Source organism: Candidatus Eisenbacteria bacterium, from assembly GCA_018831195.1.
GTDB lineage: Bacteria > Eisenbacteria > RBG-16-71-46 > CAIMUX01 > JAHJDP01 > JAHJDP01.
Genome location: JAHJDP010000074.1, coordinates 15,132 through 39,586, shown reverse-complemented (window position 1 = coordinate 39,586; position 24,455 = coordinate 15,132). Strand labels below are relative to the sequence as shown.

Below are 24,455 nucleotides of genomic sequence, written 5' to 3'. Positions count from 1 at the left end.
GGGAGGTAAAGAATGTCACAATATCGTCATCGAATCCAATGGCGGGGCCGGCGCATCAACCAGCCTGCCGGCGCCGGCGCCCGGATCATCTTTGCCGAATGTCATGCGATTCCTTGCTGCTTCCATCTCATCCTGGCCACTCTGTTGCTGGTTCTATTCAGCCTGCCTCTTGCCGGATGCTCCCAGAAGGAAACCGATCCGACCGACAATACCGGCACCGGCCCCTGGGTCGATCTTCTCCATCCGACGGATGGGTTTGTCACGGCCGACACGTTGAGTGTTCAATCCCATATCGTCTCCACCTACGACCTGGATCACCTCACCCTTCTCATCGATGGTGTTGAGATAGCGACACTTTACATGCCGCCCTGGCATTTTTTCCAGAATGACATCGCGGTGGAGGATAGCACATGGGTCACGGTGGAGGTTCATGCCTATGACATTAAAGGCGGTGTCGGCGTCTCGCCACAGGTCTATATCCTTCTTGTCCCCAATCATGCCCCCATGACCCAGATTCTCTTCCCTTATCAGGATCACTTTATGGCCGTGGATTCCGTCTCTCCACGGGATTGGCTTTGCCAGGCCGTCGATCCTGATGTCGATTCTGTCCCGGACGCATGGATCACCTGGTCGGAAGACGGCACAGGCCCCTTGGGCAACGGTCGGATCCTGCGGGCGCCAATGCTTGATTTAGGGCCTCGAACCATCCGGGTAGAGGTTTGCGACCGATGGGGCCGGTTCGCCCGCGATCATCGCCACGTCACGATTTTTCGCTATCCTTTACAAAACCAACCTGAGGATGCCCTCGCAACGTTCCGTCTCGCCGTTCGGGCGCGGGACACCGCAATGATCGGCCGGGTGCTGAGTCCGAATCTGCTCTGGACCTTTTGTACAGGTGAATGGGGCGCGGCAACCTGCCGATGCGATGACAACTCCATCCCGGTGGTATGGGGACAGGGGGCGGCGCTGGAAGCTTTTGAGTATTTTCTGGAGGATACCTTACTGAGCCGGGTCTCCTGGTCATGGCGATGGGGTCCGCTTGAACTGTTTGAGATCGATGGGGTTTCATTCGCCAAGGTTGAACTGGAAGACCTGGATGTCAGCCGGACCCGTCACATTCATGATGGAACTTTTGACATCGCATCGCATGATAATCGCGGCCGGATATTTTTGCGGGAGGAGCAGGGCGCTTGGCGGATCTGGGAATGGATCTCGTTTCCGCCCGAGCCAATGCATCCGAATGATCTGGATCTGCTCAGGCTGCTATCGGGACCCACTGCTCAGGGGAGTGCCTGCCGCGGGATAAAACTGAAATCCAACGCTCCAGAAACTCAATCGACCAGCAATGCGCGAACCGAGCGATTTTCGTCGCCGGCCCGCAGGCGGATCCAATAGGTCCCCGATGATAACCGGCGGCCCGATTCATCACATCCGTCCCAGACCAGGGAATGGCTGCCGGCCGGGTAAGAAACGTATTCCCAACTCTTCACCCGCCGGCCCCGAACATCATAAACCGATGCCGTGACCGTGTGCGCCGTCTCCAGATGGAATCGCAGCGTCGTCAGCAGCGAAAACGGAGTCGGTGAGGGGGGCTCGATGCGCAAGAGACGCCATGCCGTGTTTTCGTGTTCCGGCGCGGAAACGGTGCCCAAATTTAATCGGAACAGGGAACGCCCGTGGGTGGCGGCGACCAATGTTCGTGTCGGCGCATGCAGTGTCAAATCGTGGACGGTGACCAGCGGTAAACCCTCGCCAAGGGCGGCCCATGTCGCACCGAGATCGCCGGTGAAGTAAACCCCCGCATCCGTGGCGACATATAGCCAGGTGGAATGCTCCGGATCGATGACGACGGCGTTGATCGGCACCTCGGGAAGATTGCCGCTGATATCCTCCCACAGGGCGCCGGCATCGGTGGTCCGGAAAATGTGCGGGAGGGATTCATCCTGCCGGTAACCCGACAGGGTAACATAGGCCGTCAGGGGATCGAGTGGATCGACGGCGACCCGCGTGACCCATCGTACCGGCAAATCACCGGACACCTTCAGCCATTCCGATCCGCCGTTGAGGGTGCGCCAAACATTGCCGTCATCGAGGCCGGCATAGATCACGGCGGGATCACTCGGAGCCACGGCGATCGTTGTAATCGTCCCGAATGTTAAATTACCTGAACCAGGGCCGTTGCTTAGATCAGGACTGATGGGACTCCAGTAGGAGGCGCCATTCGTCGTTTTATAGATTTTGTATGTTCCATAATAGAGTGTCTGCGGATCCGACGGATCCATGACGACCGGTGTCGACCAGTTACGTCGGTTCGATGAGGAGATCCCATTCAGCGCATCAGAAAAGTAAAATCCTCCATCAACTGATTTATTCAGATTGCCCCACTGCCATTCCGCATAAATCGTATTGGGATTTGTCGGATCGACGATGACATAAAACCCGTCACCCCCAAGTATCTCATCCCAATCATCCAGGCCGCCGGTGAGGGTTCGCAGTGTTCCATTGTCCTGGGTTCCGCCGTAAAGACGTTCAGGATAAGTATAATCAATCGTCCCGGCGTAAAACTGGGTCACGGGAAGGTTGTACACTTTCGACCAGGTGCCGCCGCCGTTTGTCGATATATCCAAGCCGCCGTCATGGGCGGAGATGATCCAATTTGAATTATTGGGGGAAATCCACCAATCGTGCTGGTCGGCGTGCACCGAAAAAGTAACGCCGCTCCACGAACCACCGCTGTTGGTCGATTTGTATCCATAGAGTCCCATTGCGTAAATCCGGTCGGGGAGATTGGGATCGACCCGCACATTACCAAAATACCAACCGTAGGAGGAGTAGAGATCACTGAGAGCGCCGTCGTTCACCCGGCTCCAGCTGTCGCCGCCGTTCGAGGTCTTGTACAATCCCATAAAATAACCGGGATCATCAGCATAGATCGCATAGACCACCGCGGGATTTGACTCGCTGATATCCAGCCCGATCCGTCCCACGGTCGCTCCCGGCGCCGGAAGCCCGTTGCCAAGAAGCGTCCAGGTATCGCCGCCGTTCGTGGATCTGTAGACACCCGATGTCACGCCGCCGACACGGCGGGCCGTCGGGCGGCGGATACGCTCCCACATCGCCGCGTAGAGGATCGACGGATTATCAGGATTGAGAGCCAAATCAATACAGCCGGTCGAGTCGCTGACAAAGAGGACCAGCTCCCAGCTGTCGCCTCCGTCGCGCGAGCGGTAGACGCCGCGCTCGGGGTTGGTGCCGAAGAGGGTTCCCATCGCCGCTACATATATATGGTCGGAGTTTGCGGGACTGATCACGACCCGGCCGATATGACGGGTTTCGGCGAGACCGCTGAAGCTCCAGGAATCACCGCCGTCATGGGAAATATAAACACCGGTTCCGGGATACGAATCGCCGCTGGCATTCGCCTCCCCGGTTCCAACGACAATATGTTGGTCGTCGTTGGGATCAATGTCCAAGTCACCAATGGATAAGCTTGGACCATCATCCATCAGAAAGGTCCAGGTCGCGCCGGTGTCTGTCGAGCGAAGGACACCCCCGGCCGCCGCTCCGGCATAGATCACGTTGGGTCTGTCGGGATGAATATCAACCGCGGTGATCCGTCCGCCGATATTGGTGGGGCCGGATGGAATCCAAGCGCCGCCCCAGCGCGACGGAGTTGAGGATTGGTCGCGATGAGGGGTTCGCGAATCACCGGCGGGGACACCGCCCGATCGCAGCGCCCGGGCTTCGGCCAAGGCTTTCTGATAGGCGTCATGGGGGATCTCGCCGATCGGGTAGGACCGCTGAAGAAAGAAATATTCGTTGGGTATCTTGCCCTTCTCCTTGGACGGTTCACTTTGGGGAAGGGTGAGGATGGCGATGGCAAAGAGGAATATGAGCCCCACCAGGGTCCCGGTTTTTTTCATCTGTATGCCCCCCGTCAAGACCGGCCATCCGTTCGGCGGGCGCTCCTCGTTCCGCACCGGCCATCAGTTCGGCGGCAACCGATCCATCATCCAAAAGGAAATTGTGTCAAGAAGACCATCCGGTATGCGCTCTCGCTCCAGTTCGAGATCGGCCTCCTCGTGAATCCTGCCATTTTCGGGAATGAAGAAATGCCCCAGTTCCGGAAACAGGTCAATTATAACATCATTTGCCCCATTCCGCCGGAGGTGATCTTCCAACGCCGAGGCGTCAGCGACCGTTACCTGGTCGTCCTTCCATCCCTGGAGAATGAGAATAGGGACATTTCGCGCCAGGGCGGATGGCGTAGCGTCATGGTTCGAGGCCGCCATCAAGACAATCCCTCGAACCCCCTGGATCCCCTGGATCTCCGGCATTTGCAGGGCGGCATCCCCACCCTCTCCGTGTCCGACAATAAAGAGCTGATCGCTATCCACAAGCCAATGTCCGGCAATCAGTTCCATGGCAGCCACCGCATCTTTCAGAATCTCCTCCTCAAGGGGCATCCCAGCAGACTCAAACCGGTGGGGAAAGAGATAAGTCCGCTTGTCAAAACGGTAGGAGGCAATGCCGCGGCCGGCCAAGCCCCTGGCCAGTTCCCTCATTGGAGCGTGCGCATCGATCAAGCCATCCCGATCCAGCGGGCCGGCATCCTGCAACAGCAAGGCCGTCGGAAACGGGCCCTCCCCATCCGGCAGACAGAGTGTCCCGGTAAGAATCAGATCCTCACTATGGAAATAGCTTTCCATCTCCCGGTAACCGATCGGCTCCGCCTCTCGAGCCCGGGAGCGGTAGAGAATCTCCCCATCACGACTCAATTCGCGCAGTTCAAAACGAAAAGCCTGCGTGAAGATTGAGGCCTGGAGCACCCAATGCCCCACCTTTGAGAGGAGAACAGAAATCTCAGTCTGCCCCATTCGAAGCGTCAGTGTTTCGGCGGGGATATCGACGGGCATCAACTGCCCGCGATCATCCTCGAACGATTCGGGGGGGATAAAATCGCCGCCGAGCGTTATGACAACCGGATAGAAGACGAGGGATTGAGGGATGGCGGCGTGCGCCAAGGGTGGTTGACCCGCAGGCAGACTCCAGAGATAGGTCTGCATCTGGCTCGTGAGGAAATTATCCAGAAGGACGGAATGTTCGGGCCGGATCAGGTCCCGCCCACGACTCTCGCCCATTGCCGAAGCCCAGATATGAAGGGAGTCGGAGTCAAACCGCGCCGTAACACGTTGTGTGTCACCCTGAACGATCGCCCTATAATTGTAGGAAACAGGCGCGCCGGCCCTGTTGTAGATGGTTTCCTGCTCAAAAGGAAAAGGCGTTCCGCCCAAATGGACCTCTCCCCGGCTCTCCAGCTTCCAACCCCCGGCGCGATCAGCCTCCCAGACCGCGATTTCATGCCCCATCTGCCGGCCAAGGTGCATAAAGGCGTACCGGGCTTCCAGGCGGCTTCCTTCCATGAGGGGAAGCCCGGCCGGGGCCGGCCCAAGATACGCAAGGAGCAGACCGAGGGACAAGGAAATGAGATAGATCATGGGTAGCAGAAGGCGTCCGGTGTGCGTCGAAGATTCACGCCCTGTGACTGACATCCGGCCTATGAATCTCATTTTTACCTCCAGAAACTCGATCTGCTCCGCATCTCTTTCTGATCCACAACCCTAGGCTCAACCCCTAAACGAGGCCGATAGATCCAAGATGGCAGATCCTCTCGTGTTGACGATTCAACCGCTGTCGACAATCCGTCATTCATCGTAAACCGCGGCTGCGCCCAAGGCTATACCTTCACTTCTACCAAGACCATCCAATGGATGAAACAACAGCAGAAAATTGTCCGAAGGCGCCGTGATTACAGGACAAGATTCATACTTTTTAATTCTATTCATCTGGAATTTTCGAGGATCAGGCTCTACTATTATCCTGATCCGATGGGGGGTCGTCAGCACCTTTTCCCTTCTCTTGGGAGATGAGAATTGACGTCTTGACAACTCCCCATCGGACATTGCCTAATCACCACTTAGGGAGAGTGGAACCTGCATCTATTCGGTATCGAGGTCAGGTGGAGGAGCAACATGGATCAACAAAAACGATCTCCCCTTGCCCAAAAGGAAAAAGGTCGTTTAGACGGCGCCTGGCGTGCCCTTGAAACCGGTGATTTTGAATCCGCAGCAGAAACGGCAGAAGTCCTCGTCGATGAAACGGGTCGCCACCCCGATGCGCTGCAGCTTTTAGGAGCGGCGCTTGTCGAACTCGGTTTTATACGTGCCGGATTGGGGCTCTTGCGCGAAGCCGGCGATAATGTTGAAGATCTCCCGCTCAGTCAATGTTATGAAGGTATAGCTTATTTCGAACGAGCCCAATTCATTCGAGCCCGGCGCTGTTTCCAAGCCGCCGTCGAGAAAGAAACCGATTTTGGATATGCCTATTACGGCCTGGGCCGTTGCGCCGATTTTGCAAAGCGTTACGATTTGGCGGATCGGTATTACACACACGCCTATCATCTCGATCCCTTCTCCTGCCCACTTCCTGTTCGTATGCAGCGCTCTTTCTTTGAAGCGATCGTTAAAGAAGCGATCGATCTCGTTCCGAAAGAACTGCGCGATGCCCTGGTTCAAATCCCTGTCATTGTCGAGGAGCTGCCCGATTCAAAACTACTGCGCGTGGAACGCCCGCCGCTTCGCCCTGATATCCTCGGGATTTTTGTCGGCCGGGATATGAGGGAACGTAGTTCATTCTCTCCTCCATCGCCGCAGGAAGCCTTGTTGATCTATCAAAGAAATCTCGAACTCTTCTGCCCCACCAAAGAGGATCTGATCTGTGAGATCAGTGTCACTCTCACCCATGAGATGGGACACGCCCTGGGGATTGAAGAAGAAGATTTCAGAGAACAAGGATTGGAATAATAGATTTCCGGCCGGGCCCTGTCGCCGGCGTTTCAGGCTCCGGTCCAGATCCAGAAAAACAGGCAGGGCCTAAAGAACGGCCCCTTGAAGGGTCGTTTCCATTTCGGCTCTTCTCCTTACCCCCCTCGGGGGGGGGGAGCGCGGGGCCGGCACCCCGATCGAGCGCTATCCGTAACGCCTTTTCTCCTATCAGGATGGGGGCGCCCCCATAAAAACTTTAGATCTTTTCCTTGTGAATCCTCATGTTCCTCCGAGATCCGCCGAACTCTAGAGAAAGAGCTTTAAGTCCGGCACGGGCTTGATCTTGCCTGGTTAAACCCGCCGGCTTGAGGCCGGCCGGATTCAACCGGAATCGAATGTTTCCACCTTCTGATTGGATGTGCGATCTCTCAAGGATCAGAGAGGTTCGCTTCTTTGGGAGTGTTCAATGCCCGAACAGCAACGAAATGACATCAGCGGAAAGGTCCCTAACAATACCGACTTTAATAATCACTCCGCGGACGACAACCCTCTCAAGAAATTGGCTATTGATAAAGATAAGGATTACATAGCCATCCCTATCGATAGTCTCCGCATTGACACGGTAACCGAATTTGATATTTATCTGCAGAACCAACAAAGCGGCAAATATGTTCTCTATCGACGGGGCGATCTTCCCTTTAATGAAGAGCACAGGACCAAGCTTAACCAGAGCAGGGTCAAGGCCATTCATATCGATGCCGCAGATCGGTTCCGGTATCTTCGCTACCTGGAAAACAATCTTGGTGAAATCATTGATGATGACCGCCTTTCAAATCTAGAAAGATCAAAGATCGTCTACGATTGCGCCACCCATTTAGCGCAAGAAATATTTGAGAAACCATGGATCAAGAAAAGCCTGAAACGAGCTCACGGTATCGTCAATAATACGGTCACGCATTTGCTGAAGAACCCCGCTCATCTCACAAGTTTAATCAATTTGATGTCGGCTGATTACCGCGTCTATTCGCACTCTGTGAATGTCTGCGTTTACGGCATCGCATTAGGGCAATCGGTTGGGCTTGACACCTGGGAATTAAGGGAGTTGGGAGCCGGTCTTCTCATGCATGATTTGGGGAAATCGGAAATTGATCCGAACATTCTCCGGAAAGGCGACCGCTTGACGGAAGAGGAGTGGAAAATCCTCCAAACACACCCCAGGCTCGGTGTTGATATCCTGAAGCGTTTCCCGGATCCGAAGCCATCGACGATTGATATTATCCATCAGCATCATGAAAATTGCGCGGGAACGGGGTACCCCCACGGATTAAAGGCCGAAAGAATCCATCCCTACGCAAAAATCACGAGCCTTGTCGATACCTTTGACAATTTGACAACCAACAAATCTTACCGCAAAGCCCTCAACTCCTTTGCGGCGATTCGATTGATGCAGGATCAGATGCAGCATTACTTCAGCCCCGATCTCCTCAAGACGCTGGTTGTCAGGCTGAGCGAAGAGGGATCAAAGAATTTTGTGATCGACCCATCATCTGATCATTTGCGAAAGAGTTTGAAGCTGCCGGCCCGCCGCCGGATTGCCTGATAAATCCCATTCAGGATTTGCTATTTACGGCCGCTATTCCGGGAATCAGAGTTTTCCTTTTCCAACACCGCCGTCAATGAATAGGACAATGGCGGCCTGGCATCGAATTTTTCGAAATGAGCATAGGCATTAGAAATGTCATGGTCATATTCCCGGAAGGCCTCCAGGCGAAAGCCCCCGCGCAAGCAAAGAGACAAGATTTCCGCCATTGTATGAGGAAACCAATATTGCGGCACGGATTCGTATCGCTCATGGCCGTAGTAATCCAATCCCGTGGTATCGGCAAAGGGCTCTTTCCGGAAATAGGAATGGCGGATCTGGAGAGGATCTTTTGATTCTTCTGGATCGAACATATCTAAAATCGGATGCATCTCGTAAAGGAAAAGCCGGCCGTTGGAAACCAGCAGCCGCTTCACCACGTCAAAAAACTTGTCCAGCTCGGGCATCCAGCCAAGCGTCCCGACGGTGCAAAACACAAGATCGAATGATTCATTGTATTGGGAAGGGACATGATAGGCATCACAGGAAACAAATTCACAATCGATTCCCCCGGCATCGGCCAGCTCCCGGGCTTGGGCGATAAAACGTTCTGAAATATCAAACCCCGTACATCTTTTCGCGCCCAAATTCTTGACGGAGAGAAGCTCTCTTCCGTTGTTGCAGCAAACCTGGGCCACACTCTTGCCGGCCAGGCCGATGGCCTGCAAAAGTTCTGTGGCTGTCTTGTCAAGCTGGTTATAGCCCGCCTTCTTAAAATCCTGAAGCAGCCTTTCAAAGTTCTGTTTGCGATGAATCGGCTCGGCCTGATTCCAAGCTTTTCTGTTGAAGGCCGTGTAGTCATCTCTTTTCATAGAATCATATCCCGGTCATTCTCTCCCAGGCGATCCATGCTTGCCCGTGTCCGTTGCCCTGCGCCTTCACCGCCGCCGTGGTAGGGCGTCTTGATTTTATGAAACTCACCATTCCAGAAAGTGGGGTCGACACCATAGGTCGCTGGATTGCAATGCCCGACGCGATATCGGCCTTCCGGTTTCAAAAGACGGGCGGCCTCTCGATATACATCGCGGGCATCAGGCACAAAAGGAAGGGATATCGCCTGGTAGATCAAATCAATGGATTCATTCTCCAAAATTGACAGCCGGCGCATATCGGCTTCGATTGTGACAATGGGATATCCGTAATGCTTCGCCGCCTTGCGGTCGCCCTCCAGTTGCTCCGGTGACAAATCGACAACATGCACATGGGCGCCGAGGAGGCCGAAGACGGCGGACTGTTGTCCCCCGCCCGAAGCGAGACACAGCACTTCTTTGCCTTCAACGTTCTCTAGAACCTCGGAAGGATAGATATAGGAGCAGGGGTCAGGCAGTTCATCGATTTCCTTGCGGATGAACGCATGCAGAACCGCGGGATCAAGATCCAACCAGGGACGGGTGTACAACATCCCCTCTTCGACCCGGCGTTTCCACATTTCCCGGTTTCTTTCGGCCGCATCATCCAGGTCCTTCACCGGCTCAATCTCTCCCAGAGAAAGCGGACCGATCTCCAGACGCGGAAGCTTCACGATTCCCGCCCCGGGAACCCGCTCCGACCGACTCTACCAGATCAACAAAACGGTCGCTCAGCATACGGCGATGATAATGCCTTAAGACATGCTCACGACCCCGCCGACCCATCGCTTCCCGCTCCTCCGGCGGTAGTGACACCATCCGCAAAATCGCATCGGCCATTTCATCGGCCGACTCAGGTGTCACGACGAACCCCGCGCCGGCCTCTTCCACAAGCCGCCGCGATTCCCCTTCAACAGCAAGCACCAGCGGGCGGCCGCTTGCCATATAATCAAAATTCTTGTTCGGGAAGGTCCCGCGGAAGAATGGATCATTGCGCAGGGAGTAAATACAGAGATCGGCGGATGCAAGTGTCGCGGGCACTTCCTGTTTCGGCACTGCCGGGCGAAAAGTTACATTGTTCAAACCCATCTCTTTCGATTTTTGTACAAGCAAATTCTTTTCCGGCCCATCCCCAATCAATAAAAAGTGTATCTTTGGATTATCCCGCAACCGCGCCGCCGTCTCCACCAAAGTCCCCACATTGTGAACCGGCCCCATCCCCCCCACATAAATGCAGACGAATTTCCCGGCTGTCTCCTGATCACGGACGGCTTCGGCGGCATCAGGAATGTTTTCATAAATTCCAAGATCAACACCATTCGGAATCAGAGTAATCTCGTCCAGGCGCTTGCCCTGCTTCTGAAGACCGGAGCATATTCCTTCGGTCACAGCAATCATCCGCCGGCTGCTGCGGTAGATCCATCGGGCCATTTTATATCCGCTCTTCACCATGAGGGGGTGTACGGGAAGGCCCATCGCCACCACAGATTCCGGCCACAGATCTCTAATATCTGTAATCAAGGGCGACCGGTGGAATTTTGACAACAGGGCTCCGGCAATGCCGACGAAGAGGGGGGGTGATGAAGCGACGATAAGATCCGGCTTGGGTTTGACCCGCGCGCCGGCCCATAGACCGGTCAGCAAAAATGAAAGTTGATTGATATACCGTAGGGCGAACCGGCGGCGGTGACCGGTGAGCACCCAGGTGCGCAGAAGGGTCACGCCCTCCTTCTCCTCGCGATGAACCAGGCGCCCCGTATACCGTTCGGAAATCGTTCCCGTTCTATAGTTTTCCTGCCCCGTCACGAGGGTCACCTGATGCCCGCGTCCAATCAATGCCCGCGTAAACGCATAATGCCGCCCGCCCCCAGGATCGGTGGGCTCATTGTAGAATTGGGCGAGATACAAAATATGCATCGGTTCCTCAGTTGACTTGCCTGACAGGCTCGCCAGGCTCTTCACTTCTGATCGGTTCAAAATCAAGGTAACTTGATATGGGGCCTATCGTTCCAAGGCCTGAATCGCCATAAAATCCCTCCCGCACCGGAAGTTGCCGGATGCTGGAGGTGAGACCCGAAAATCACTTCTTTCAGGTTGGTCTCGATTCTCCCTGAGGATGAGCCGCAGGACAAGATGAGCTTTCAGGAGATGAAGTATTGGCGGGCCGGCGGGACAACAGCACCCTGGGAGATCTCATTCGGGAATGGTAGAGTACCGGAGTGATCATTTCGATCCGGAAAAACAGGGTGCCGGAGCCGCAAAGGACCGGGGCCCTACAGCGCCCGAGGATCCCTGGAATCGACTGATGGGGGATTCGCGCCGATTTATCCGTCATAAGGAGACCTTTCCATTGAGCTGCTTTCGGATCGAGGCGCTTCGATTCCTCGACCTCGAACCTATCAATCTCAGTATTGAACCGGGTGAATGTATCGCCCTCTCCGGACCCTCTGGTTCCGGGAAGACGATGATGCTGCGGTCGATCGCCGATCTCGACCTCCACGAAGGGCGGATTTTTCTGAATGACAAGGCTTGTGAAAGTTTCGACGCGCCGGATTGGCGGCGCCGTGTCAGCCTCCTCCCGGCCGAGAGCGGCTGGTGGTTTGATCATGTCGGCCCGCACATGCCGAATGTTCAAGGTGATTGCTTGAACCGTCTTGGTTTCGATGTGGATGTAATGAACTGGGCGATCCGCCGGCTCTCCACTGGGGAGCGCCAGCGCCTCTCCTTTCTCAGGCTTCTCGAGAATGAGCCGATGGTACTGCTCCTCGATGAGCCGACCTCCGGCCTCGACGCCGCCAATGCAAAGGAAGTGGAACTCATGGTCGCAGAATACAAACACAAGATGGAGGCGCCGGTCATCTGGGTCAGCCACGATCCGGATCAGATTCACCGAATCGCAGATAGAGCTTTTACATTTTCAGGGAAACAGCTCACGGAGTCGTCGAAACGATGAATGTCATCTCCCTATCGGCCGTCGACCTGAGCGTTGCCGCGCTCCTCATTTTGGGATTGGCTGGTCTCAGCGCCTGGATCCGTCTCGGTGTCGGCCGGCAAATTCTCATCGCGGCGCTGCGCACCACGGTACAATTGCTTCTGATCGGATGGGTGCTCAAGGCGCTCTTTGCCCATATCCACCTGGGATGGGTCGCCCTCATGGCCTTGATCATGCTCGCGGCGGCCGGCCGCGAGGTGGTTTCACGGCAAAAGCGGCCGCTGGCCGGATGGCGGGGTTACGGTGTCGGATCCTCTTCAATGTTCATCTCCTCCTTCGCCATTACCATCCTCGCCCTGAATCTCATCATCAAGCCCGATCCGTGGTATACGCCGCAATATGCGATCCCCCTTCTCGGTATGATGCTGGGCAATACTATGAACGGGATCGCGCTGGCGACGGACCGCCTGACGCAGAGCGCCTGGCAGCAGCGCATGGTCATCGAGCAACGGTTGATGCTGGGTCATACGAGGAGTCAGGCTATTTCCGACATCCGTCGTGAATGCTTGCGAACCGGTATGATCCCAATGATCAATGCCATGTCGGCCGCGGGACTTGTCAGTCTTCCGGGGATGATGACCGGTCAAATTCTGGCTGGAAGCCCGCCTGTGGAAGCGGTGAAATACCAAATCCTTATTATGTTTCTCATCACGGCGGGCACAGGATTCGGAACAATACTGACTATTTGGCTGGCGTCGCACAGATTGTTCGATGCCCGACATCGCCTGCGTTTGGACCGCCTCAAGGGGGATCTTCCCCGCGCCGCCCAAGCCAGTTCAAGTATGAACCGAGGTTGAAGGTATGCAGAGTATGGAAATGCCGGGAAGAAATCTTAAATATCGCCTGAGTTTGATCCTCTCCATCCTTGGAACTTCGATCCTCATTGATCAAACCACCAAAATCATATCGGAACGGTACATTCCCTCAAGAACTCCCATTGTTTGGCTCTGGGGAACGATCCGGCTGCAACATGTCAAAAATGCCGGCGCCATGCTGGGAATGGGATCCGGGTTATCTGAAGGCGCCAGATTTCTTGTCTTTGTCATTTTGGTTTCTCTGGCGCTGTCGGCGTTGTTTTTCTACACCCTTTGGAATCGCAGACTTCGAACAGAATATATAATCGCCGTTTCCCTGATTCTCGGTGGCGGCCTTAGCAATCTCATCGACCGTTTGATGTTTCACGGCGTTGTCAGAGATTTCATGAATGTCGGTATTGGAGTGGTGCGAACCGGGATCTTTAATGTTGCGGATATGCTGATCTTATCCGGCCTGGCCCTTATCCTTTTCGCGGAATTCCGGCGGCATCGAACCGGCCAGGAACCTTCAGACCACAAGCAGGACACCGATCCTCTATGAGACGGAATTCTGAAATAGTGTGCCAATTTCTCTCGATAAGAACTTCCTGGCAGGATGGGCAATAGGTCGTTGACCCCTCGGTATCAAGAATATTCCCCACGTATACAAATTTAAGCCCCGCCTTCCTGGCCAAGGCGCGGGCCCGCAATAAGGTATCCGCGGGCGTACGGGGGATGTCGGTCATTCTGTATGCTGGATGAAACGCGGTGAGATGCAGAGGCACCGCGTCGCCGACATGCTTCAGAATCCATTCCGCTTCCCGACGGATCTCATCATCGGAATCGTTCCGCCCCGGGATGAGAAGTGTCGTGATTTCAATCCAGACCTCGGTTTCACGATGAAGCCATTCGAGGGTGTCCAACACCGGTTTCAGGTGCGATAAGGTCAACTTAAAGTAAAATTCCTCGGAGAATGATTTTAGATCGACATTCGCCGCATCAATATAATGAAATACCTCTTCCCGCGCCTTGGGTTCAATATAGCCGGCCGTGACCATGACATTCTTTATATTTTTTTCATGAGCACATTTTGAAACATCGACGACGAACTCGCCGAAGATCACCGGATCATTATATGTATAGGCAATGCCGGGGCACAGCTCCTGCAGCGCCAAACCGACAACCTTTTCCGGCGTGACCTCAATGGCTCGATGGTTCTCGGTCTTGGCCTTGCTCATATCCCAGTTCTGGCAAAACTGGCAACCCAAATTGCAGCCCACGGTCCCGAAACTGAGAATTTGAGTTCCGGGATAAAAATGGAAAAGAGGCTTTTTTTCGATGGGATCGACACCGAACCCGGTGGGCCGCCCATAGCCGAGCGACACGAGTTTCCCGCCATGGTTTTGGCGGATGGTGCAAAACCCGGCTTGCCCCTCGCCGATCCGGCACAATCTGGGACAGAGCTCGCACCGAATCTTTCCATCCTCTTCCAGCGACCACCATCTGGCGGGATGAGAGATGATCTTTCCCTTCTGCGGGCGGATCACGAAGGCCTCCATATGAAGACGGGAAGTCGATGCCTCATTCTACCATTTCATCACCCCGCGTTGCCAGTCTCGGGGATGACCGGGCTCGAATCTTCTTTGCCCGGAGAAGGTTATGTATTTAAACTGGTTAGGGTACAAGGGCGAAGCGTTCACACCACCTACATATCGTCCGCTCATTTCGGGGGAACTAATGGCGCGGATCATCTACGGCGTGCAGGGCGAGGGACGGGGGCATAGCTCGCGCAGCAAAATCATTATTGAGCACCTTCTCCAACAGGGGCATGACGTCAAGATCTTCACTTCGCACAAGGGTTACGATTACCTGAGCACAATCTTCGACGACGTGACCAATATCCTCGGGCTGGGCTTTGTTTTTGATGGCGGCAAACTCGATATTTCCAAGACATTGCAGCAGAATCTTCAGGATGGGACTATCGATGCCGGCAAGACGATGTACTTATTATACAAAACATTCAAGGAATTCCAACCCCACCTCGCTATTACGGATTTCGAACCTTTTGTGCCCTATTTAAAAGGACTCGGAAATATTCCTTTCCTCAGCATCAATCATCAACATATCATTTCCCAATATCATCTTGAGTACCCTTATAAATGGAGAGCCGACTATCTGCGGGCAAAAACAATAGTAGACAATATGTACTGGTTCGCCGACCACTACTATGTGACGAGTTTCTATTATCCCAGAGCGAGAGAAATGTTTCGCAAGAAATCTACATTGATCCCTCCGATCCTGAGGAATGAAGTTCAAGATCGCAAATTGGCGGACAACGGACCCATATTGATCTACGCGACAACAACGGACGCCAGAATGGTGCTGGATGTCGTTCAGAAAACGAAATATCAATACATCGGATACGGATTCGACGAAGGCAGCGGCACAAAGGGCAATATTACATTTAAAAAGACGGGCACAGGGGAATTTCTCGATGATTTGGCTTCGGCCGCCGCGGTCGTCACAAACGGCGGCTACACCCTCATGAGTGAGGCGATCTGTCTGGGCAAGCCGGTGTATTCTATCCCCATTCGCCGGCAGTTCGAGCAGATGGTGAATGGGTACTATCTCGAGAAATTGGGTTTCGGGCTTTATGATCTTGTCCCCATCCGAAAACGATTTTTAATGTTTCTTGAAGGTCTTCCCTATTACCGTAAAAATATGAGGAACGACCATTCCCGCCGCCAAGGCAATACCCGATTGTTTAAAGCGCTTGACCGGAAAATCGAGGAAATTCGTTTGCCATGAAATCACCGTGTGTATCGAGACCTGCTTATCGCTGGATCCCATGTCTCGTGATCATATATCTCTATTTGTGCGGGTGCTCGTCCGACGCTCCCGACAAATCCAGTGATATGAACTTCAATGTCAATCCGGCCCTGCTGGGGGATTCATTATTGGATTTATCCTCCGGATTTTCTCTGTACGCGCCGTCGGGCTGGAAGGCGCTTCCCGATTCAATCGTTTGGGCGGTAATGGAACACGTCCGCCGGGCGGAGGCATATGATCCCCCTGTCACCCCGGTTCTACGCGCTGTTTTCCGCAACGAAAAAACCGGGGCTTATCTCTCCGTCTCTAAATACCCAAAAACCGAGGTGTCTTCCGACTCAATCATCACAAACCAAGAGCGGCTCATCCGAACATCCTATGCGGAAGAAGAAATTCATCCTACTACATTCAAGTACAAGGGATTCATTATTAACCAGTTTATGGTCATTACATCCGAAATGGTATTGATCAAGCTTTTTGCCGACCGCCCCGAAACCATCCTTTATCAAATGGATTACTTTCTTCCATTAAGCATATATAAAGATGAACTTGGGGCGCTGGAATCTTCAATCGGTTCCTTGAACCATCTGGATACCAAAGAAAGGAGATAGTTTATGTTAAGAAGGCTGGTATTTATTGTTCTTATCTTGGGCGCAATGACATTGGCCGGATGCGCGGCGCATGTGCATAAGGTCGGGGCGGGACCATCCGGCAATGATATTGTTGAAGCGCGCCAATGGTATATCCTGTGGGGATTGGTTCCCCTCAATGAGGTTGACTCCAATGTCATGGCGGCCGGAGCCAAAGATTATGAAATCACAACGTCCCAGCAGCCGTTGGATATCATAATCAATATCTTCACGGGCATTGTCACTGTGAACTCACGGACGGTGACGGTTACAAAATAACGGCTGCAAAACAGCGGCCGCAAAAATCGCCGGGGATCCATTCCCCGGCGATTCAAACTCCTTACCAGGGCACTGTTTGAGTTGTCCCTAAGCCGGGCCCCAGAATCGCTGCATTCAGAAGAAACCGCTTTGTGCTGTGCATATATCCCCTGAAATAGGGATCGACGGCAATGAGAATAATCTGCCCCCGGCCCAATCCTTCGCGTGTGACGCAGGCCGTCAATGAATGCCGGGCTACCGCCTCCGGCCACAAGAGGCCGCCCAAATGCAATTGATCCGGCTGGGCAAAGCGCGCGACCGTGCGAACCGGATCCTTTGCGACATAGGCGTAACTGGTGGCGAGAAGTACCGGGATTTTTTCAGGAAGCCCGCTCGTCATCCAGTCATCCGTATCGACATCGACGCGGAGAAAAGCCCCTTGTGGATGGAATAGGCGCAGCCGTTCGTCGACCGGCGGCCAATCCTCCGCGGATAGAGTGGGGGCTATAGCCTCGGGTGGAGTCCAAGCGCCGTTGCGACCGGCTTCACCGGCGAAGGGAACGGCCCCCGCGCCGAGAACCGGGCTGGCCGGACCGGGTATCCCAAGACCTTCAATCACGGGTTCAGGTTCAGGTTCCGGCGCGGCGCCCTCAACGACGGGGGCCGCCGGCTTCTGCGGCTCTATCCCCGTGGCCTGAAAACGACCCATCCGCTCCGCCGCCGCCAGACCCAACCCCCAATCAGGGATCGGATAATCTTTCAACACATCCCGCCTCTGGCGGACCTGGCTCAAAACCGCCGACGTATCGGCCAGGAAGGCCGCGCCGGCGCCGATACCGATGAGGGTTCCGCCGGCCTCGACCCATGCGCGGAGTTTGGCGACACCCGAATTACCCAAGATGCGCTGGTACGTGCCGGCGCCGCGCCAGGCCGAAGGAAGGATGATCACATTGTATTTTGAAAGATCTTTATCCCGGAAAGAGGATGTCTTTAACAATGAAATACGGAGATTCATTTCGTAATCAAGCAGATACCATAGGCTTCCCATCGATGCGGCGCTCACCCCGTCTCCGCTCAACATGGCGATGCGGGGTTCAACAAGAGCGCGGAACTGCTCGCCACCCAAATCGGGACCGCCGTTGGCGAGAGCGGTCGAGACACCTCGAATGGTAATCCCCAGCTCTTTGCTCAACGCCTCCAATCGCTCCGCCAGATCACCGGGGTTGGCGTCGTTTCGCAGCAGAAAGCTGCCGCGGGGATAGGCGTGGCCTTGCACACGAAAGGGTTCCATTGAAACGCGGACAACAAACCCTTCGGTCGCGAGACGGGCCGCGGCAAGGATGGCGGCGTCACTTTCGCCGTCAAAAACAAAGCCGTAATCGGCAGCACCATTCTCAAACTTCCCTTCAACCGGTGGAAAAGAAGAGACCATTTTAAACGATCCGCTTGATCTTCGCCCCGACCAGTAGATTGGAACACCATAGGCATGCCCCAGCGACCAGGCTGTCACCTCATAAAGTTGCGATCCCTTCCGCCGTTCAAGGTAGTCCCTCTCTTGCACAAGAAACGAATCGGGCATCTGCAGATGAAAATCGAGCAGAACATGGGCAAGCCGCGCTGAAGGCTGGGATAGCGAGATCCTGTAAGTTCCCGCGGGAAACTCCTTCGATCCGGCCTCTCCCCAGGGATCAAAGAGGTCATCGCTCTTGAATCTGGCCGACGCCACTTCAATCTCGATCCCCTGCGTTGACAATACCTCCATCAAACGCCGTGTTCGATCGGGATCCGGCCCGGGCGGAAAGATGAATTCTTTAATCCTGCCGTCACGGCCCAGCGCCAGCGATCCGTCTCTTTCTTTAACATAATCCTCGAGCAGCCCGCGCCGGTTCAAGGCCGCCGTCATGAGATTCGCCATCGAGCTGACATATTGATGGTGGACCGACTCGCCGTATTCGAGCACTGTGCCGTCGGGCCGCTTAATCACCGTACCCTCTGTTCCGGCTTGCTCATAGAGAATGCCGACGGCGCCTGAGTAAATCGCCCAGCTCGAGCCGTAGCCGGGGAACCATTCCTCGTTCCACTCACGGGTGTAATAACTCCATCCATACCGATCCAGGGCCTTTGCCTGGTCTCCGGCGAATCGACCCCACCACTTCAACAATTCCGGCGTCATATACGGATTGAATGGAGCCCGCGGCGGCGAAAAGAGATAGGTATCAAAGGCTCCCATCTCATGTCCGTCCACGACAAGCTGCGGGTGCCATTTCATCATCAACTTGACGCGGCCCCGGCTTTCCGGATGCACCATGGTAAACCAATCTCTGTTGAGATCGAAAAGATAATGATTCGAGCGTCCCCAGGGATAAACGCTCTCGTGGCCGAGGCTCTGCGTGTCGGGGTTTGGAACTTTGCCGTTAAACGATCGCATTTGAGCGATGAAGCGGTCACGGCCGTCGGGGTTTTGAAGGGGATCGATGATGACAACAGCCTGCTCGCGTATCATGGCGGCGTCGGAATCCTTCCCCGCCACCAGCTTGTACGCCAGGGCCAGCGCCGCATCACTTCCGCTCATTTCATCACCGTGTATTGTATAAGCCATCCAACAGACGGCGGGAGTGGACTCCAGCAGCCGCTCCCGTTCTGCGCCGGAAAGCCCCCGGGGATCGCTCAGCCGGGCCATTGCGGCTTGGATTTCATTTAGACGGGCGATGTTTTTTTCAGAGGAGACGATGAGGACTATCAGCTCCCGCCCCTCATGCGTTTCTGCATACTTGATGAGTTCGGCCCGCGGACTGGCGCCGGCCAAGGACTCGAAATAGTCCAGAATTTCCCGGTGTGTCGCCGGCCGGGAGCCCACCGGGTAACCGAGCCCTTGGCTCGGGGACGGGATCGCCGCCTCAAACTCCCCTTCCTCCGCAAAATTCGCGTACGCACTGATGGGGAAGATATCCGCAATCGCGGTCTGAGCCGATAAGCCGAGGCCCCATAGGAGGAAAGCCGGAACAAACCCGATCAAACCACGTAATCTTTTGACTGTCTTCATGTTATAGTCTCCCGCCCTTGGCTGATGTCCCCGCGTCAGGAACCATTGGGTATTCTAGCGCTCCATGCCCGTTCCTTCCAGAAAGAGTTCCGGTAAGGATTCGCGGGAAAAGGAGCCCGTCATCGGATGCAACCCTGGGCGTCAGAAAGCGTATTTCTCTACAGACTCTGAGCTGATGGCCTTTTTTCCTGGGGGGATTATGCAAAAGATAAAATGTTACAATGGCCGCGCCTCGATAGTTGGTCTGACTCTCTTCGCTTTCACAATCCTGGCTATCCTCGGGGCCTTCAATAGCCCGACAAATGCCGCGGATCGGGAAAGGAGCTGGCATATCGACGCCCGCTCATTGACGATCCGGAACATGATCGGGAGCGTTAAAGTTGAACCGGCATCGGGAAATGAATTTGTTGTTACAGCCGTTATCGGAGGCAAAAATTCCGACGGACATCTATTGGAGTTCAAGCTCGATGAAGGGAAAAGCACCCTGCTCAATGTCGTTTATCCCTTGGATAAATACCGGAAATACAAATACCCGGAGCACAAAGGGAAGACCAGCTTCTCCGGCTGGAATTTCGATGATGATGTTTCGGTGCTCTCGAAAGTTTTCCGGGCCTCGAACAAGAAAATCACCGTCAGCAATAATTCCGGTGAAGTCGAGGTTTGGTGTGATTTTCATATCCAGATTCCCGAGGGGAAAGTCTTGAAAGTGGAAAACGGCGTCGGAAAAATGGATGCGGTCGATGCCGTCGGCGACATCACTCTGGATACGGCCTCGGGAAATCTATCCTTTACCAATTGCAGAGGCGAGCTGACGGCGGATACCGGATCAGGGGACGTCTCAGTGAAGCAAGTCGGTGGTGAGATACTCATTGATACCGGCAGCGGCGATGTGGAAGGAACCGACATCAAAGGCCCCATTGACATCGACACAGGATCCGGGGATGTTTTTCTCAAAGAGATGCAGTGCGCTCAGATCCTCGTAGATACCGGCTCCGGATCCGTACAGCTCTTTAATTTCATCTCGGATAAGGTCGATGTTGATACCGGCTCCGGAGATGTCACACTCGATGGGGTTTCGGCTGGGTATATCAATATCGATACCGGCTCCGGAGATGTCGAGGTTATCCTTGATGAAACCCCCCGCGGGAAGCTCCTCGTTGACACCGGCTCCGGCGGCATCCATCTGGAACTCCCCCGCGATGCCAGCGCGGAATTGCAGGCCGATACCGGTAATGGAAAGATTCATTTCAAGCTGCCCGAGGCTGTCGATGTCACGACATCAAAGGACGAACTGGAGCTCACGCTGGGTGACGGCGATCTGGATATTGAGCTGGATACCGGTTCGGGAAATATCAGGATTTTCAGCGAAAGCTAAGTAGGCCGTCTTGCGCCCAAACAAGATCGAGCCTTAACAATCCTCGCTGACCCCACGGGGCTTCCATTTACCCCAAATGGGAGCCCCGCCCCACACCTCCCGGCGCTACAGACCCTTATAAAATCCACCATCAACAAGAATCGTCTGTCCCGTAATGTAGCTGTTCGCCGGAGAGGCGAGAAAAACCGCCACGCGCCCCAGTTCCCGCGGGTCCCCGAAACGTCCCAGTGGAATCGATGCGAGTCTCTCTTGGCGGACGGCCTCGCGGGATATGCCCCTCTGCTTGGCCGTGGCTTCCTCAACCTCGGCGATGCGTTCTGTTGCAAACATCCCGGGTGCTAAATTGTTAATGAGGATCCCGTCGGGACCCCACTCCTGCGCCAGCGTTTTTACCAGGCCGACAAGACCGGGCCTGAACGTGTTGGAGAGGACGAGGCCCTCGATCGGCTGGCGCGCCGCGACGGACGTCACTGTAAGGACACGCGGAGCATCGCTCTTCTGCAGCAACGGATGAGCGGCCTTGATTTGCCGCACCACCGAGCCGAAAAGGCGGTGATATGACTCTTCCCACCGCTCCATCGAGTGTTGATGAAAAAGGCCCGCCGGCGGCCCGCCGATATTGTTCACAAGTATATCGAGCCGGCCGAAATGTTTCTTCGCCTGAGCGACGATCGATGGCGCCGCTTCCTCCTCCATTAAATCGGCCGCGATAAGTTCAGGCCGGTGCCATACCGTGACGCCTGGATAGGCCGCCCCTGATTCAAGATCTTTAACGATAAGCGCCGCGGCGGACTCGAGCGGCTCCCGGCGGCGGCTGACCAGAAGGATTCTCGCCCCGGCCGCCGCCATCTCCCGCGCAATCCCCAGGCCCAGTCCCTTGCTGGCAGCAAGACAAACCGCCGCTCGGCCCTCCAAACTCCAAGGCATATTGATATTCCCTGTCACCGAATCCAAACAACACGGCCGGATGCGAGCACAGTCCCGGCCTCTGTTGCCTGCCCGCCGCCGACCAAATCAAGTAATCTTGATTCCCGCAATGCGAAGAAGTACATTCCCTGCGCACAGGTCTGACCGTCATTTCGGCAGCCATCCCAGATAAAGGTATTCTCACCCTCTCGCAAATCACGATCGTCCCGCCAGATAAGACGGCCGTTTGCATCAATAATCTGAAGCGCGACGCTGATCGGCCGGCCGGCATTGAGAATCATCCGCCATTCTTTGCGGCTGGGATTCGGGCAGGAAAACCATGAGACAATATCGGGAGGATCTTCCCGTGAAAGCCGGACCTCCATCGGCTCCGACTCAAAACGATACTCGCCGGCGGCGGCTGAAACTTGGTAAATAGACACACCCGGCATCGGTTCGTCATCTTCAAGAAGGATGGATTCACCTCCCGCACCGGTCGTCTCCTGCATGGCAACGATGCTTTCATCGCCATTCTCCGGTTGGCGCGAGAGCCGAACATCATAGGGTCCGGCCCCGAGCGGCAGCTCAGCGAAAACTTGTACAATCCAACGGCCGCCGCGATGGACCGTTTCGACCCACGCCCTGAGGGACCGCACCGGTGTCGGCGCAATCTGTCCCGTTGTGAATGAATCGATCGAAACAGTGTAGGTGCCGGGAGGAAGGCCTGTTCCGTCAGAGAGCCGCCGGATCGAGAAATGGCCGGACGCATCGGTACGTGTGTCGATGATCTCGCCCGTCTCCTGCAAGTGGAGCTGAACCGGGGCGTTGCTTACAGGAAGAGATGAAGACATAGCTATGACCGTGCCGCCGATCGCCGCTGATTTGAGAGGGAATAAGTCAATCTCCCGGGTTGTATCGGGCAAGGTCACCGAGACAAGACTCGCGTCATATTCAAAGGGAACTTCATCAAAGTATTGCCTCGAATGCGAAGAATCGGCCCGGAGACTGACGATATAGTCGCCGTCGGGAAGACAATCGATCACATAAATCCCCTCGGATTCGGCGAGGATCTCACGGGTGAATGCTTGAGATGCGGCGCGCACAAGCCAGCCTCCCGGCGGATCGTCACCCTCCGGATCAATTGTTCCTGAGATGCCGCCAAGAAGCTCTGGGATACCTGGACAATCCGGCAAGATGTTTCCGGCCATCCCCGCGCCGTAATTATCGAGTCCCTCGGTAATCTCGACAGTTCTGGCTTCTTCGATGTTAACGGCATTGGGGAAAAAACGCGATATCGCCGGAACATAGATGTAATAGGATCCGGTCTGAAGTTTATCAAACATAAAAAACCCGTCTTCATCGGTGAAGACGGATCGTTCAACTTCAAGCGTTTGCTCTGTTGCAATAACCTCAATATTCGGGATTCCGTCGCCAACCCGTGGATCATCTCCTTCCCGGACAGAGCCGAACAGCCGGCCCTCCGGATCCAGTTCGAAATCCGCTTGAAAACCTGCATTTGGATCGCTTAGGGAAATCAGCGTCGCATCATCAGGATCGTGGACGCCGCCATAATATTCATCCAGATGCGTCGTCTTTCCCGTTCGGACAACGACTTTATAGGCTCCCGGCAGCAAACCCTCCAGCCGGTAAATACTCATGGCGTCGGTCTTTGTCCAGAAAACCATTCCCGATTCAATGTGCAGCGCCTCAACCCGGTAATTGGGTAACAGCCCGTCCGTGATCGCGTCAAAGACGGCTCCGATAATAACCGCTCCGGGCGACAGGGTCAATTCAACCCCTGTTAATACGCCCCCATCCTCGACGGTATAGATCTGCGCGTTGGCCTCGTCTTGAGCCTGGGGCGCATAGAGGGGCATCATCTCCCCGAAACTGGAAGCGGGTTCAAACGTCCAGGCCCTGACCGTGTGCTGACCGGGGGGCAGCCCATCAATGTGAAAGGCGCCGAGATCATCCGTCAGGTCGTGGGATCTGAAGCGCCCGGATTCAGCGACAACCATGACCCCGCTCAAGGGCGCTCCGAATCGATCGCGCACCATACCCTGAATCGCTCCGCCACTCGGCGTTAGGGCGAAAGAAAGGTCCTCCCGGATCTCACCCGCGGCCAGAATGATCGGATCACCCTCTTCCGGGGTGGCGCCCGACGGCCAGTAGACCGCGGGATAAAAATCGGCGTCGTTTGATATAGCGCCGCTGGATAACCCGATGCCGACACAACATATCGCGAGCAGGAGGAGTCCGGGCAAGCCGGCCGGTCCGTACCTTTCGATGCTCCGTCCGCGGTGATTCATTCCCCACCG

The 24,455-nt window shown here is 55.0% G+C and carries 19 protein-coding genes; 10 read left to right on the top strand and 9 right to left on the bottom strand.

Annotation, left to right across the window (positions count from 1 at the left end; all coding sequences use genetic code 11):
• Positions 1-12: 12 nt before the first annotated feature.
• Positions 13-1,395, top strand: a complete 1,383-nt coding sequence (locus KJ970_12485) for a hypothetical protein (protein ID MBU2691735.1) — start codon at positions 13-15, stop codon at positions 1,393-1,395.
• On the opposite strand, the gene KJ970_12480 is transcribed toward KJ970_12485, so the two are convergent.
• Together KJ970_12480 and KJ970_12475 are read right to left on the bottom strand one after the other, a co-directional pair.
• The gene (locus tag KJ970_12480; protein MBU2691734.1) at positions 1,332-3,923 is read right to left on the bottom strand and encodes a glycosyl hydrolase; all 2,592 of its coding nucleotides are present in this window, start codon (positions 3,921-3,923) and stop codon (positions 1,332-1,334) included. The two genes, KJ970_12485 and KJ970_12480, sit on opposite strands and share 64 nt — an antisense overlap.
• A gap of 63 nt (positions 3,924-3,986) precedes the next feature.
• Positions 3,987-5,570, bottom strand: a complete 1,584-nt coding sequence (locus tag KJ970_12475) for a prolyl oligopeptidase family serine peptidase (protein ID MBU2691733.1) — start codon at positions 5,568-5,570, stop codon at positions 3,987-3,989.
• Positions 5,571-6,032: 462 nt separating this feature from the next.
• Between KJ970_12475 and KJ970_12470 the strand changes: the two genes are divergently transcribed.
• Both KJ970_12470 and KJ970_12465 read left to right on the top strand, forming a co-directional pair.
• Positions 6,033-6,863: a metallopeptidase family protein gene (locus KJ970_12470; GenBank protein ID MBU2691732.1), complete on the top strand. Its 831-nt coding sequence runs from the start codon at positions 6,033-6,035 to the stop codon at positions 6,861-6,863.
• Between the two features lie 427 nt (positions 6,864-7,290).
• Positions 7,291-8,424, top strand: a complete 1,134-nt coding sequence (locus tag KJ970_12465; protein ID MBU2691731.1) for an HD domain-containing protein — start codon at positions 7,291-7,293, stop codon at positions 8,422-8,424.
• Between the two features lie 20 nt (positions 8,425-8,444).
• On the opposite strand, the gene KJ970_12460 is transcribed toward KJ970_12465, so the two are convergent.
• From KJ970_12460 to KJ970_12450, 3 genes are read right to left on the bottom strand one after another with little or no spacing between them, the layout of a single operon-like run.
• Entirely contained in the window at positions 8,445-9,275 is an 831-nt protein-coding gene (locus tag KJ970_12460) for a class I SAM-dependent methyltransferase (protein ID MBU2691730.1), read from the bottom strand.
• Positions 9,272-9,985 carry a class I SAM-dependent methyltransferase gene (locus KJ970_12455; GenBank protein MBU2691729.1) on the bottom strand — a complete coding sequence of 238 codons (714 nt, stop codon included), beginning with the start codon at positions 9,983-9,985 and terminating at the stop codon, positions 9,272-9,274. Before KJ970_12455 ends, KJ970_12460 begins: the two co-directional genes overlap by 4 nt.
• Positions 9,936-11,273 (bottom strand): glycosyltransferase family 4 protein, encoded by a 1,338-nt coding sequence (locus tag KJ970_12450; protein ID MBU2691728.1) that lies wholly within the window; start codon positions 11,271-11,273, stop codon positions 9,936-9,938. The genes KJ970_12455 and KJ970_12450 overlap by 50 nt, the downstream gene beginning before the upstream one ends.
• Before the next feature lie 388 nt (positions 11,274-11,661).
• On the opposite strand from KJ970_12450, the gene KJ970_12445 reads away from it, so the two are divergent.
• The 3 genes from KJ970_12445 to lspA are packed head-to-tail and all read left to right on the top strand — an operon-like array spanning position 11,662 to position 13,659.
• The gene (locus KJ970_12445; protein MBU2691727.1) at positions 11,662-12,264 is read left to right on the top strand and encodes an ATP-binding cassette domain-containing protein; all 603 of its coding nucleotides are present in this window, start codon (positions 11,662-11,664) and stop codon (positions 12,262-12,264) included.
• On the top strand, positions 12,261-13,100 hold the full coding sequence (gene fetB / locus KJ970_12440) for an iron export ABC transporter permease subunit FetB (protein ID MBU2691726.1): 840 nt from the start codon (positions 12,261-12,263) through the stop codon (positions 13,098-13,100). The genes KJ970_12445 and fetB overlap by 4 nt, the downstream gene beginning before the upstream one ends.
• 19 nt (positions 13,101-13,119) lie before the next feature.
• Complete coding sequence (gene lspA / locus KJ970_12435) at positions 13,120-13,659, top strand: signal peptidase II (protein MBU2691725.1); 540 nt, start codon at positions 13,120-13,122, stop codon at positions 13,657-13,659.
• Here lspA and amrS read toward each other — a convergent pair.
• Positions 13,580-14,656, bottom strand: coding sequence for an AmmeMemoRadiSam system radical SAM enzyme (gene amrS, locus KJ970_12430; GenBank protein ID MBU2691724.1), 1,077 nt, complete (start codon positions 14,654-14,656; stop codon positions 13,580-13,582). The genes lspA and amrS overlap by 80 nt on opposite strands.
• Before the next feature lie 178 nt (positions 14,657-14,834).
• On the opposite strand from amrS, the gene KJ970_12425 reads away from it, so the two are divergent.
• From KJ970_12425 to KJ970_12415, 3 genes are all read left to right on the top strand, one after another.
• A complete protein-coding gene (locus KJ970_12425) occupies positions 14,835-15,905 on the top strand; it encodes a hypothetical protein (GenBank protein MBU2691723.1) in 1,071 nt (356 codons plus the stop codon).
• A gap of 107 nt (positions 15,906-16,012) precedes the next feature.
• Positions 16,013-16,537 (top strand): hypothetical protein, encoded by a 525-nt coding sequence (locus KJ970_12420; protein MBU2691722.1) that lies wholly within the window; start codon positions 16,013-16,015, stop codon positions 16,535-16,537.
• A gap of 45 nt (positions 16,538-16,582) precedes the next feature.
• Positions 16,583-16,834: a hypothetical protein gene (locus KJ970_12415; GenBank protein MBU2691721.1), complete on the top strand. Its 252-nt coding sequence runs from the start codon at positions 16,583-16,585 to the stop codon at positions 16,832-16,834.
• A gap of 61 nt (positions 16,835-16,895) precedes the next feature.
• Here KJ970_12415 and KJ970_12410 read toward each other — a convergent pair whose 3' ends face one another.
• Complete coding sequence (locus KJ970_12410; protein MBU2691720.1) at positions 16,896-19,856, bottom strand: hypothetical protein; 2,961 nt, start codon at positions 19,854-19,856, stop codon at positions 16,896-16,898.
• 199 nt (positions 19,857-20,055) lie between these two features.
• On the opposite strand from KJ970_12410, the gene KJ970_12405 reads away from it, so the two are divergent.
• Complete coding sequence (locus KJ970_12405) at positions 20,056-21,231, top strand: DUF4097 domain-containing protein (protein ID MBU2691719.1); 1,176 nt, start codon at positions 20,056-20,058, stop codon at positions 21,229-21,231.
• Between the two features lie 105 nt (positions 21,232-21,336).
• Here KJ970_12405 and KJ970_12400 read toward each other — a convergent pair whose 3' ends face one another.
• Positions 21,337-22,176: an SDR family oxidoreductase gene (locus tag KJ970_12400; protein ID MBU2691718.1), complete on the bottom strand. Its 840-nt coding sequence runs from the start codon at positions 22,174-22,176 to the stop codon at positions 21,337-21,339.
• Positions 22,173-24,446: a carboxypeptidase regulatory-like domain-containing protein gene (locus tag KJ970_12395; GenBank protein MBU2691717.1), complete on the bottom strand. Its 2,274-nt coding sequence runs from the start codon at positions 24,444-24,446 to the stop codon at positions 22,173-22,175. Before KJ970_12395 ends, KJ970_12400 begins: the two co-directional genes overlap by 4 nt.
• Positions 24,447-24,455: the final 9 nt, after the last annotated feature.